This is a genomic window from Deltaproteobacteria bacterium (assembly GCA_019308995.1).
Lineage (GTDB): Bacteria > Desulfobacterota > Desulfarculia > Adiutricales > JAFDHD01 > JAFDHD01.
The window spans coordinates 1-12,343 of the sequence record JAFDHD010000115.1 but is presented as its reverse complement, the minus strand read 5'-3'; the positions used below and the strand labels follow the sequence as shown (position 1 = coordinate 12,343).

The window sequence follows — 12,343 nt, the reverse complement described above, 5'->3', positions numbered from 1 at the left end:
CTTTCCTGGTATTCTAAAAACGTCACCTCGGCTCACCAGGGCGCGGTCTTGAAATCAGATGACTAGGCGGAGCTTTTGCCTATATTTATTTTACTATTTTGAACTCGAAAAGGTTTTGTACGACAACTATGAAGATGTCTGGCGCTGGTGGCCGAAAATCGTCTTCGCATACAGTAACAAGGTTAAAGGGTGTAATTTGGATTAAAATCCTTGCCAGGATTTGATGAAATGTCATTAAATTGGTGAAATTGTTCAGCGGGAAGGCAGAGACGAATGTCAATTAATAAAAGCGTCCATTTTCAGGCAGACAGTTACTTCAGGACACCTAGTGAGCCTGTGTTTGAAAACACGACAAATCGAAATAACCTTACTGCGCCCCTTCATGTATGTTCGAGAACATGTAGCGCAACACCAGACAACTTTGCTGTTTGGGCAGTTTAAATATTTCATGAAACAGGGCGATGGTGATATTGCAATACTTATCTTTGTAAATCCCCGGGGCCAAAGGATTCCTAAGCAGCAATATATCCTTTCCATAGACCTTGTAGAGATTGGCGAATGCCTTTTCCAGCAAGGCCCTGGCCTCGCTGAAATCCTGCATGACAACCGGGCTGGTTGAGCCTGTTCTTATCACTTCAGCCAGTGCATCCAGGTCCGCTTTCTTCATTTCTGGACTGAGATGAAAGGCGTGGCTAATGGCGCCGCCTTTCTGCGGGAATAAAAACTGGTAAGAGAGTTCAGGATTTATCCTGGTCAATTCCTCCAGTTCCCGGACCATAACGCTGACGTAACCATAGATGGCGTCGTCAGAAGCGCGGGGGAGATACTTACCCACCAATTCGTTTACGATGCGGCGGATTCGGGCGCTGGTGTGAGCTTTGCTCTCTCCGCTTCGCAAAGACTTTTTTATTTCAGCCTTCATGCGTGCGTAAGTCTCAGGCTCGGATCTGGCGATCTGCTCGTAGGCGGCAATTTCCTTCAAGGATTGCTCTATATCCCTTTGCTCTCTCCAGATGTTGATTTCAGGCAAAAGATACTGATTGGACAGGGTAATCATCAGGAAAAAACACAGCAGTACAATAATGGCAAAGAGACCCTGCCTTTCCAGGACCTTTCTGACTGTCAGGCGCGCAATAATCACTGCTAACACAAAGCATAAAATCACCGTGGCGACCGTTATCCAGATCACAACTTCTCCTTTTCTTTTAGAGGCTGATTCATGCGGCCGGGGCCGTTATGTTCTAATTCTTGGTGTTTGAGCTGATAGCCGCTTAAGTAAAACCGTGATATTGCCACTTATGATACCAAAGCTCTCCTCAAAGGGCAATTTATAACCTGACACAGCCATAGGTCAGGGTGCGAAGCTCTCTGACATAAAACCGGCCTCGGTTCTCAGAAGGCGGAACCCCAGGCTCGGACTTCGGCTGCCAGGGGCGGCGCCGCCTCGACCGGCGCATCGCACCAGCCCCGGGAGAGCGCGCCAGCCTCCGCCGCGGCACACCCGAATGTCCCCCTGCCAGAAGTCATCAGAGGTTTTATTTACCGGGTTGTAATGCTTGTGTTTTTTATAAGCATCCTTGCTGTAAACATCCTCGCACCACTCCCAGATATTGCCCAGCATATCATACAGGCCAAAGGCGTTGGGAAAAAAACTGCCCACCGCCGCGGTAAAGGCAAATCCATCATCAATGTCCTCTCGAGAGGGGCCGCTTGGATCATGCTTATCCGAAAAATTCACATAGCGAGGATCAATCTCGTCCCCCCAGTAATACCGCGTCATGGTCCCGGCCCGGCAAGCATACTCCCACTCTGCTTCTGTCGGCAGACGAAATCCATACCGCCCGCCATTCCGGTGACTGAGCCACCTGGCATAAGCCTTGGCTTCTTCCCAGCTCACAGAGACCACGGGTTGACTGTCGCCGTTGAGTGCATGGCCGTTACTTGACCCGCTGTTGTGCCGCGGCCTGAAGCGGCGGTACTGAGCGTTCGTGACTTCGAATCGTCCCAGCCAGAAGCCGTCGAGGCAGACCTCGTGGACTGGTATTTCATCCGGGTTTTGCAGCTCTCCGCTTTGAAAACGACCGCCCATCATGTAACATCCCCCAGGCACCCAGACGAACTCCAGGCCGGTATCGGGTTCGACCCAGATTTCACCGGGCTTTATTTCAGCCTTTCTCACGGGCATCGGCCCCAGACAGGCCTGGATCAAAAAAAGACTCAGCACCAGAACCAGGCTCATCCGCCCGCTTTTAAGCACGCTTCTTTTTTCATGCGCCTCGATAGTATTCACAGTCATGGTCCTGGTTTGATGATAGAGCCTTCATGGACAGGCTTTACCTGAGAAAGGCCCTGGCCTTGCGGCCTGCCTTTTCTCCATTATCATTTTTTTTTCTTAAGATTGCAACCGGCCAGGTCGGCCCGTAAAGCAGGACTCCCTGACAATTTTTACCATGCTTTGTGTCAGAGAGCCAGGCGCCCTCACAATATAAAACCAAGCAGGCGTGCCCTTGCATCAGGCGCGCTTCTGGGTTAAGTTAATGAGGCCAAAAAACCGGCGCTGTCAATCTTTCATGATCACCACTCGATGGCCAGCAGGCCATATAGAATTAAATACCGGGGTACAGACCGGCGGCTTGAGCCTGCTTTGAATAAGGAGGTCAGACGATGGAAGCCATGGTTTTGAATGAGATTTGCAACCTGGAGGAGAATAAGAACCCGCTGGAGTTTACGGATTTGCCAGACCCTGTGCCTAAAGACAAGGATGTCTTAATAGAAATATCAGCCTGCGGCGTCTGTCACACCGAGCTGGATGAGATCGAAGGCAGAACGCCGCCGCCAGAGTTTCCGATCGTCTTGGGACACGAAGTCGTAGGCCGGGTCGTTGAAAAAGGCAGCCGGGCAGCCGGGTTCGAGACGGGAGACCGGGTTGGCGTCGGCTGGATTTACTCTGCCTGCGGGCGGTGCAGGTTTTGCCTTCAGGGGAATGAGAATTTGTGTCAAGAATTCAGGGCCACGGGCCGGGACGCCAATGGCGGGTATGCCCGGTACATGGTCGTTTCAGAAGATTTTGCCTACCGCATCCCTGATTTTTTTTCCGATTCAGAAGCGGCTCCCCTGATGTGCGCCGGGGCCATCGGCTTTCGCTCCTTGAGGCTGACCGGCATCAAAGACGGTCGCAGCCTGGGGCTTACCGGCTTTGGGGCTTCGGCGCACCTGGTTCTGATGATGGCGCGGCACCGGTATCCAGGTTCTGAGGTTTTCGTTTTTGCCCGCAGCGAGAGGGAAAGGGCCTTTGCCAGAGAACTGGGCGCGGTCTGGGCTGGCGACACAGAAGATGAATCCCCGCAAAAACTGGACTGCATCATTGACACCACACCGGCCTGGAAGCCGGTGGTGGAAGCCCTTAAGAATCTGGCCCCTGGCGGCAGGCTGGTTATTAATGCTATCCGGAAAGAAGAAAGAAACAAGGATTATCTGTTAAAGCTCCAGTACCCCGCCCATCTCTGGATGGAAAAGGAAATAAAGAGCGTCGCCAACGTGGCCCGGAGGGACGTCAGCGAGTTCCTGGAGCTGGCGGCTGAGCTTCGCATCAAGCCTGAAATTGAGGAATTTCCGCTTAAAGAGGCGAATCAGGCCTTGGTCGAACTCAAGGAGAGAAAGATTCGAGGCGCCAAGGTCTTGAAGATTAAATGAAAAGGCAGTGTGGCTTCTTTCTGATCCGGCTAGAAAAATGTAGGAGATAAAGGAGCAGGGAAATAAAGAAGGTCATCTCAAAATGCGCACACCCCTGGGACCTCTCGCCCAGGGAGGCGGTGGCGCTGCAAAAGGAACTGGCAGCTCAGGTTATTTTTGAAAAGCAGCTGGGCCCTGTGGCTTCTGTGGCCGGGGTGGACGTCTCTCTCCGCAGCGGCAAGGCCCGCGCCGCGGTGGTGGTGCTGAACTACCCTGAGCTTGAACCGGCAGATTATACCACGGCCGTTCGCCCGGTCGCCTTTCCCTATATCCCGGGCCTGCTCAGCTTTCGCGAAGGGCCGGTCATTCTCGACGCCCTTAGCAAGCTGGCTGCAAGACCGGAATTACTGATCTTTGACGGGCAGGGACAGGCTCACCCGCGCCGCCTGGGTATCGCCAGCCACATCGGGCTCCTGACCGACCTGCCCACTATTGGCTGCGCCAAATCCCGGCTGTGCGGTCGGCATGACGAACCGGGCCTTAAGCGAGGCAGCCATGCGCTGCTTGTTGACCAAGACGAGGTCATCGGCGCCGTGGTGCGGACTCGCACCAGGGTCAAGCCGGTTTATGTCTCCCCGGGCCACCGTGTTGATCTGCCCACCAGCATTGAATACGTCCTGGCCTGCTGCCGCGGCTACCGCCTGCCTGAGACAACGCGCTGGGCGCACCGCGTGGCTGGCGGCGAGACGCCTTCTATTCATTCGATAAGCTAGTTGTTATGTCCCAAGAGTAGATGATAAAAATATCTCCTCGCTTTTTATTTATAGCCCTTATGCTTTCGCTCTTAACAGGCTCTACTAATTTCTTTAAAAGCTCTTTTGCCACTTTCAGGATTTAATAGTATGAAACACATTGAATTTGCACGTTTTTTTAAATTAATATGACCCGTTGTTTATAAGCGCGTTCATAGTCGTCTTGGCCTTTATTGACACATGAAAGACCAGAAATATACGGGCGGGGATAAACCCCGCCCGTACTCTAAATCGGTATTGTAGGGGCGGGGTTTATCCCCGCCCTCGTCCAGAATTTGAAAACAGTTTCTTTGCCAAATAACACTTCGGCTCCTGCCGAAGGGCCGAAGGCTCGCAATGACGAGTCGTTTCGAAAATAACGGAAAGTCCATTTATGCCTGTAGGGCAGGCTTTCTAGCCTGCCTTGGGTGGGAAGAGGCTGGAAAAGGCAGGCTAGAAAGCCTGCCCCACTATGTTACTAAAAAGTGTTACCTATGTCCCCGATCTATACACCCTTTAAAAAAGGGGGAAATAGAAAGGAGCTTTCCTTTTAGAGAAATAGAAAAAAAGGAAGACAAAAAAAGTCCCCCTTTTCTAAAGGGGGATTGAGGGGGATTTTTATAGCCAAGTCTTTAATCAATGAAATCCGAGATGAACCATAATTTAAAGAAAGAAAAAGCGCCCGTCTAGAAGCTCTCCGCAGGCGCTTATTCGCTATTCCTGATCAGCTTAAATAGAAGCGGGCCAGGCAGGCAAGGACGACCCCTGGCCAAATTTTAAACCTACCAGGTCTTTTTCCCTTTTCTAAGCTCTTGCCAGGGCTCCCAGGCGGGTATTTGCTCCTCTGCCGGTATGTCCCAGTAGCCGAGCGGTTTGCCTCTTGGCTTCTCGGGAGCCGTCCATTTCTCCACCTCATGGGCCACCTTGTTCAGGTGAAAAGAGGTGTCGCCCAGATAATGCTGAAGAGTCTTGCCTTTCATGGAATAGAGCGTCATGACGCCCTTCTGAGAAGTGTAGCCCACACCAGCCAGGACCTGATGGGCATGCCAGCAAGCCTTCTCATGAGCCTCGCTCGTCCAGGCCTTGGCCATGGCTACTTCCATATCGCAGGGGAGCTCCTCACTCAGCTTCCAGGCCGCCTGATAGGTCAGCCATCTGGAGGTTTCCGTATACCACAGCACGTCAATACAATGACCCTGGATATACTGGTTAATGCCTATGGGCATATCAAACTGTATCCTGGTTTTGGCATGGTCCACGGCCAGTTCCAGGGCCTTCTGGCTGGACCCCACCATCTGCGCGCAGAGCATTACCGCTCCAATTTGCAGAACCCTGGCCAAAGGGCCCCAGCCCTTATTGACCTCGCCCACTATGTTTTCTTTGGGAACCTCGACCTGATTGAAGACAACTTCCCCTGGTTTGTCATAAGCGGTCGTATTGAGCAGGGTGCATTCGACCCCAGGGCTCTTGGTATCCACCAAGAACAGTGTTATCCCATGCTCAGGCTGGCCGCTGTCTTTGGTCCGAGCCGCGCACAGCACGTAATCGGCAACGTGGGCGTCATGAACGAAGAGCTTGGTTCCATTGATGACATAATGATCACCATCGGCAGCCGCCTGAACCGTTATCCCTTGGGCGTCCCAGGCATTGCCATCCCAGCTCGATTCAGGTTCGGCCAGGGCCAGGGCCAGAATCAGGTCTCCCTTTGCGATCCGAGGCAGTAGCTCTGCCTTCTGCTCTTCGCTGCCCGCACTGAGTATGGTCAGTCCGCACAAAACGACCGTGGAAAGATGAGGGCTGGGGAATATAACCCTGCCCATCTCTTCATAGAGAACGGCCAGGTCTAGAAGGCTCCTGTCAGTCCCCTCGTATTTTTCTGGAAAGACGAGCCCGAGCCATTTTAAATCCGCTATCTTGCTCCACAATTGGGGAGAATAGCCTTGGTCTTCTTCCCTGGTTTCTCTTATAACGGTTTCGGGACATTCCTTTTCCAGAAACTGGCACGCCGTTTCTTTCAGTTTTTCCTGTTCTTCACTTAAAAGGTAATCCATTGACTTGCTCCTTATAGTTTGGGCGGTATTGAACCTGTGTCCCGCTACTTTTTTTCATCAAGGGCTTGAGCGATGACCGCATTCAACTTGGCCGGGATCCTGGGTAAGCCGAGCCCTCTGCGGGCGATGACATACTTGTATATTTCGAGAGTGCCGGCAGCATGCAGGCTCCTGGTACTGCGCCATCCTCTTTCAACTCTGCCTTCATGCTTGGCCCATTTCGAGCCTTGCCGGAGTTGCCCGTAAATTCCTAAAATTTTAGACATTTTTTCAGACTGCGCCGTTGTGAGCTGTTTGTTGCACATGCCGCTGAGGTCAAAGGGCATGGGACCCAGCTCTTCTCTATTGCCAAACCACCAGACCGCTTTCCAGGCCATAAGTTTCCAGATTTCCGCCTCGACCGCCATTTCGGCCAGCAGTTTTCTTACCTCCGGGTCTTCAATGAGCGGTTTGCCATTGCGTTTCTCTTCTTTGCAGAACTGGATAAATTCCTCCAAGCCGCGTTTGACGCGCCCTGGAAAAGCGGTACCCGTCCTTTCGAACTCAAAGGTAGCCATGGCATGGTAAAAGCCGCGATTCAACTCACCGAGCAGATATTCCTTGTGAACCTTGACGTTGTCAAAGAAGATATCGTTCTGCGTGCCGCCGCCCATGCTGGGTAAGGCGCGATAGGTTATGCCGGGTAAATCAGCCGGGATGAGGAAAAGGCTGATCCCTCTATGCTTGGGAACCGTATCCGCGGTTCTGGCCAGGGTATAAAGAAAATCGGGTTTGTAAATACCGCTGATAAACGTTTTTTGACCGTTGAGGATGAAGTAATCCCCATCCTGCACCGCGCGTGTCTGCTGATTGGCCTCGTCAGAACCGGCCTCAGGCTCGGTAAAGGCCTCAAACCATACCGCCTCCCCCCGGGCCAGCGGAGGTATAAATTTCTTTTTTTGCTCCTCAGTGCCAAAGAGAAAGACCGCCGGAGCCGCCAGATGGAGGCCTAACTGGGAGGGCCAACTTATACCGGCATAGCCGAACTCTTCATCAACAATACCCTGTTCAACATATCCCAGGCCCATGCCATCGTATTCTTTGGGCCAGCCCGAGGTGAGATAGCCTTGCTTGGCCGTTTTTTTCTGCAATTCACGCATAAAGGCCTGCCCCTCTTCAGCCGTTTCGGCCCCGCCGCCCCAATCGTAATCTTCAGGCAGCTCCTCTTGAAAAAACTCGCGAACCTTTTTTCTTAACCGCTCCTGTTCTTCAGTAAATCCGAAATCCATGTTTACTCCTCCTAATATTTAGGTTCCAGGTTGCTTATACCGAAAATCAAGCTTGAAAAGCCGATACCACCTCCTTTGCCAAAAATCTGTAAATGTTACCCTATCAGTTAATACTACAAGTTTAATCATGCAATATTCCTATCTCATTTCAAAACAAAAAAGAGCTTTCAGGCTAATGACCCCAGCCGCTTTTTCTTTTGAATATGCTGCCATCTGGCACTGATCATGCCTCAATTTCTTTTAGAAATTCTTCCAGGGCCTGGTTCACCTCTTCGGGTTTTTCAGCAAAGACCATATGAGTTCCCCCGGGAATAATGACCGCCCTGGCCTCTGGCATATGATCCGCCAGGTAAAGGGAATACTTGGGCGGCGTCATAATATCCTGATCCCCGCACAGGGCTAAAGTGGGAGCCTTTATGGCGCTGATCTTATCCATGATATCGAATTTATCGCAGGCTCGCATGTCGCTTAAGGCCACGGCCGGGCCGTTTTCCCTGGACCGCTGTTTAAGAACCTCAACAAGTTCAGGATCAATAAGGTCATAGACCGGATCAGGAGTATTTTCCAATATGCTTGGGTCATCCACTGCCTTTTCCAGCATCTCCAGGTACGTGGGGTGAACGCGGAGCCGCGCGCCGCTGCCCACTGAGACAATCCCTTTTAAATCTTCAGGATGTTTCAGCGCGTAAAGCAGAGCGATTCCACCGCCCAGTGAGTGTCCGGCCAGGACCACGTCTTGAAAGCCTTTCTCGTGAATGTATTCCTGAAGCCAGTCAACATAATCGTCAATACTTGAACACGGCTCGCCCACAGGGTGCCCGGGAAGATCAATGGCCTCAGCCCCGGAGAAGTGCTGTGTCTGATAAGACCATGATTCTTTAGAGCCTCCGGATCCATGAATGAAAATAAGCTGCATCTATTTTACCTCCTCCTATGATGGACTTTTCTTTTACATGCGTTGTGTCTCAAGCCGACCTTTCCTTGCATAATATATATAAAGGGAAAAAAGGCAAAACGTTTTCAGCTAAAAACCGTAGTGGAACTATACTTGAAGGGCCGCGAAGGCTTCTGGTTCTCGCGTCCCATGTGGTTCAAGGACGGAAAGCGTTAGGGAAGGTGTTTTTGTAGTTTTAAACTTGATTATTCCCTGTAGCTTGTTTACAGGGTTTCCGCAAATTCCCTCTCCCTGAGGGAGAGGGTTGGGGTGAGGGGGATCAAATAGTTCCGATCCCTTTTGATACCCTGCAACTTGCTACAGGGAGATTCATTGAATTTTTAAAATAGATGTAAACGGCCTGACACCATCTGGCATCAGGCCGTTTTTACTATTTTTTTGATATCCAGGTTAAAGGCATGGCGGTCAATGGCTCCTTTGTCGTATCTAAACGCCATTTTTTTATATTCAAAGCTGCATTGGCCACACCATGGATGGTCGGGATAAACCAGGCCTCTTCCATGAATATTTTGTTGAGCTTTTTAATTATCTCAGCCCGTTTCTCTGGGTCAAACTCAACTGCCTGTTTCTTAAAGAGCGCCTCTGCCTCTTCATTTTGGTGATGGATAGCATTGAAGCCGTTGTAAGGGATCATCGCTCTGAATCACAAACCTGGATCAGGGCCAAAACCACTAACCCACCAGGACAGGCTATCAGCCGTCAGTTTAAAGAGATGGTATAGTGATTTAGTTTTTATACCAGGTTTAACTAGCTCTCAAGCCAGGTCTCTCGAAAGGCCTGCTGTGGGAAAAAGTAATTCCACGGCCACATAGGGAATTAGATAAGCTTTTTCATTGCATCTCAAAACGACTTTTTTAAATGCCGCCCTTCTTTTTTTAATGTCTATTTCACCAGCCTGTGCTTCAAGAAGCTTATCCATGATCGGGTCCTTGACCCCCGTGGCATAACCATAGCCGTTACATGGTTTTGCCGGATCCGTATGCAGAAAACGATTGTAATAGTGCTGGGGATCGTCACCGCCCAACAGAAAAATTTTTGAATGATACTTATATACCCGGGTTCCTGACCAGTACTGAACTCCAGAAAGAGATTTAATCGTAAAGCGGAAGCCTGCCCGTCCGGCCATCTGCTGGATGATCTGAGCCGCTATCGGGTTTCGGCCCCACATGGGCGTAATCTTTAACTCCACATCCAGGCCGTTTGGATAGCCTGCTTCTTTAAGCAGCTGCTTGGCTTTCTCGATGTTCGGCTCTCTTAGCTTAATGTCGCGAAAGCCCCAGGACGAAATATCCGGATGAAAGCCCTGACCCATGGGAACACCCAGATTGCCATAAAGGGCTTGGGCAAACTGTTTTTTATCAATGCAGTAACTCAGGGCCTGACGGACACGTTCATCCTTAAAGGGCGTGTCAGCTTCTTCATGAGAATTTAAAAAAATACTAAAAGTAAGATCACCAAGACGCGGAAAGAGTTGAATTCCTTCTTTTTCTAAAGTTATCAACTCGTTGATTTTTCGGCCCTCTAAAACCTGGTTCAGCCAATTGGCATCCACACCATAGGCGTAATCCACATTCTTGGCGCGCAAGGCCAGGGTCCGAGGCGTGGTTTTGGGAATGACTTTAAAGACAACCTTGTCCAGGTAAGGCAGACCCGGAACGTAGTAATCGTCAAATCTCTCGAAAACAGCTTCCAGTTTTTGCTGGTACTTGACAAGTTTAAAAGGCCCGGTTCCCGGAGGAGCTACGGTTGGAGGTTTGAAGGTCGGGGTTTGACCCCAGGTCACGCCGTGGGGGATAGAATCCTTGGGTAGAATGGGAGAAAAGCACCAGGCGCTGGCTTTGAGAAAAGCGCCGTATGGCCTGTCCAAATTGGCCACGACAGTGTACCTGTCGGGCATGTCAATAGATTTCAAAAATTCGGTCAACATCTTGCGAGCACTGCAAACATGCACAGGGTCCTTGATTCGCTCCCAGGTCCATTTCACGTCCTCTGAGCCTAATTCTTTACCATTGTGGAACTTAACGCCTTTCTTGAGATGGAAGACGTAGCGGCTTCCTCCCTTTTCAATCTCCCAGTTCTCAGCTAACATGGGCAGAACATCAGGTACAGCATCAGGCCCTTTCTCCTTGGTGATCCTGAGCCGCTCGCCCATAGAGATCGGGGTGGTCAGTCCTTCATAGCAAAGAGCCGAGGCCTGACGAGCCCAGGTGCCTGTGTAACGATGTGGATCAGGGGTCTGTATCATCCAGGCCATGCCGCAGGTCAGGGTCCCGCCCCGTTTCGGGGTTTGGGCAAAGGCGGTCGGCACACCTAAAGCTGCGGTTGCCGCGCCAGCCGCGCCAAGTTCAATGAATTCCCTTCTGGTTAAGCCTTGTTTTTTCTCCTTCATAATAATGACCTCCGTCATCGATAATAATTATTGTTTTGTTCTTGCATTAAGGACTTACCTGGTTAACCGAATAATAAAAAATTATCATTAAAAGCAGACACCATAACCGCCAGGCTAACCCACCTCCTTTCTGATTAGCTAACCCTGATTCGTTGTTTATTGTTTCCCTCCGGTTGTTTTTCAACCGGGATTATGCGGCATGCGCCGCGATTTCCTTTTTTCAAGCCCTCCGGACTCCCTCTTCGTTCGACCTTGTTTTCAATAGGATCAATACCTGGGTTTTCTATAGCGCAGCTTGTTCACAAATTGAAAAATATCCCCGGGAATGTGCCAGATTGCTATGCCCACGACATGGTGTTTTTTGCTTATAAAGGTCAATTTATTGATTAGAATAGGGCTCCCTTCCTGAAGCTTCATAATAGCGGCAATTTTTTTGGTGGCCGTGGTTGCGGACATTGCCTGGATGATCTGCGTCAGTTCTTCCGATGAGATTTGTAGCGCGGTGATGAAAAGGCGTCCTTTTAATTCTTCCACAGGGATTTTTTCGCCGATCTCCTTGGGGAAATAGGCCTTCAGGTAAAGTCCCTGGGGTTTGTCTGTAAAGAGACGTTGCGTGCCTTCCAGCAGGTAAAGTTCTTCCCCTTCTTGCAGGCCCATTTCCATGGCCGTTTGTGAATCCGCCCGAATTATCGTTTTTGAGGTGATGACCGGCTTATGTTGACCGGCCGGGTTGAAGAAATCATGCACGGACCCGGACCATTCGATATAAAGCTTATTGTGATCTTGTTCGGTGATAAAGGTGCCCCGGCCTTGTTCGCGCCGGATCAGCCCTTCATTTTCCAGTATTTTCAAAGCCTGCCGAATGGTGATGGTGCTGACCCCGAATTCTTCTCTCAACTCACGTTCTGAAGGGAAGTTATCGGAAGCTTTAAGCTGCCCGCTCATAATGCGCTTTCTCAGCGTGCGCTCCAATTGGCGGTACAGGGGGATAAGTCCTTTTTTTAGTGTTATTTTCGGACCCCGGCCCGTGCGGCTGTGAAACGTATTCTTAATTAATTAAAGATGTTACTGACTATGATAATCCAATAGAATTTATTATAATATTAGGGTCTTCTCCATATTAGTTGATGATAATTTGATCTGGTCGATAGATTTTTTGCATCATTTAAACAAGTTACGTTCATAAAGGTGATTTGCTTATTATTAAACACTTAGAT

General features: G+C 50.3%; 10 protein-coding genes. 2 read left to right on the top strand and 8 right to left on the bottom strand.

Features of this window, described 5'->3' with window-relative positions; translation table 11 throughout:
- Positions 1-367: 367 nt before the first annotated feature.
- Positions 368-1,189, bottom strand: a complete 822-nt coding sequence (locus JRI95_14520; protein MBW2062756.1) for a hypothetical protein — start codon at positions 1,187-1,189, stop codon at positions 368-370.
- 162 nt (positions 1,190-1,351) lie between these two features.
- Entirely contained in the window at positions 1,352-2,290 is a 939-nt protein-coding gene (locus JRI95_14515; GenBank protein ID MBW2062755.1) for a formylglycine-generating enzyme family protein, read from the bottom strand.
- A gap of 374 nt (positions 2,291-2,664) precedes the next feature.
- Here JRI95_14515 and JRI95_14510 point away from each other — a divergent pair, with 374 nt between their 5' ends.
- Together JRI95_14510 and nfi are read left to right on the top strand one after the other, a co-directional pair.
- Positions 2,665-3,693, top strand: a complete 1,029-nt coding sequence (locus tag JRI95_14510; GenBank protein MBW2062754.1) for a zinc-dependent alcohol dehydrogenase family protein — start codon at positions 2,665-2,667, stop codon at positions 3,691-3,693.
- Positions 3,694-3,755: 62 nt separating this feature from the next.
- Positions 3,756-4,445 carry a deoxyribonuclease V gene (nfi, locus tag JRI95_14505; protein MBW2062753.1) on the top strand — a complete coding sequence of 230 codons (690 nt, stop codon included), beginning with the start codon at positions 3,756-3,758 and terminating at the stop codon, positions 4,443-4,445.
- 800 nt (positions 4,446-5,245) lie between these two features.
- Here the strand turns inward: nfi and JRI95_14500 are convergent.
- The 6 genes from JRI95_14500 to JRI95_14475 all read right to left on the bottom strand — a co-directional run bounded on the left by JRI95_14500 (position 5,246) and on the right by JRI95_14475 (position 12,071).
- A complete protein-coding gene (locus JRI95_14500; protein MBW2062752.1) occupies positions 5,246-6,514 on the bottom strand; it encodes an acyl-CoA/acyl-ACP dehydrogenase in 1,269 nt (422 codons plus the stop codon).
- Positions 6,515-6,558: 44 nt separating this feature from the next.
- The gene (locus JRI95_14495) at positions 6,559-7,782 is read right to left on the bottom strand and encodes an acyl-CoA dehydrogenase family protein (GenBank protein MBW2062751.1); all 1,224 of its coding nucleotides are present in this window, start codon (positions 7,780-7,782) and stop codon (positions 6,559-6,561) included.
- 223 nt (positions 7,783-8,005) lie between these two features.
- A complete protein-coding gene (locus JRI95_14490) occupies positions 8,006-8,698 on the bottom strand; it encodes an alpha/beta hydrolase (GenBank protein ID MBW2062750.1) in 693 nt (230 codons plus the stop codon).
- Between the two features lie 409 nt (positions 8,699-9,107).
- Positions 9,108-9,371 (bottom strand): hypothetical protein, encoded by a 264-nt coding sequence (locus tag JRI95_14485; protein ID MBW2062749.1) that lies wholly within the window; start codon positions 9,369-9,371, stop codon positions 9,108-9,110.
- Positions 9,372-9,491: 120 nt separating this feature from the next.
- The gene (locus tag JRI95_14480; protein MBW2062748.1) at positions 9,492-11,126 is read right to left on the bottom strand and encodes an ABC transporter substrate-binding protein; all 1,635 of its coding nucleotides are present in this window, start codon (positions 11,124-11,126) and stop codon (positions 9,492-9,494) included.
- A 267-nt stretch (positions 11,127-11,393) separates the two neighbouring features.
- The gene (locus tag JRI95_14475) at positions 11,394-12,071 is read right to left on the bottom strand and encodes a GntR family transcriptional regulator (GenBank protein ID MBW2062747.1); all 678 of its coding nucleotides are present in this window, start codon (positions 12,069-12,071) and stop codon (positions 11,394-11,396) included.
- Positions 12,072-12,343: the final 272 nt, after the last annotated feature.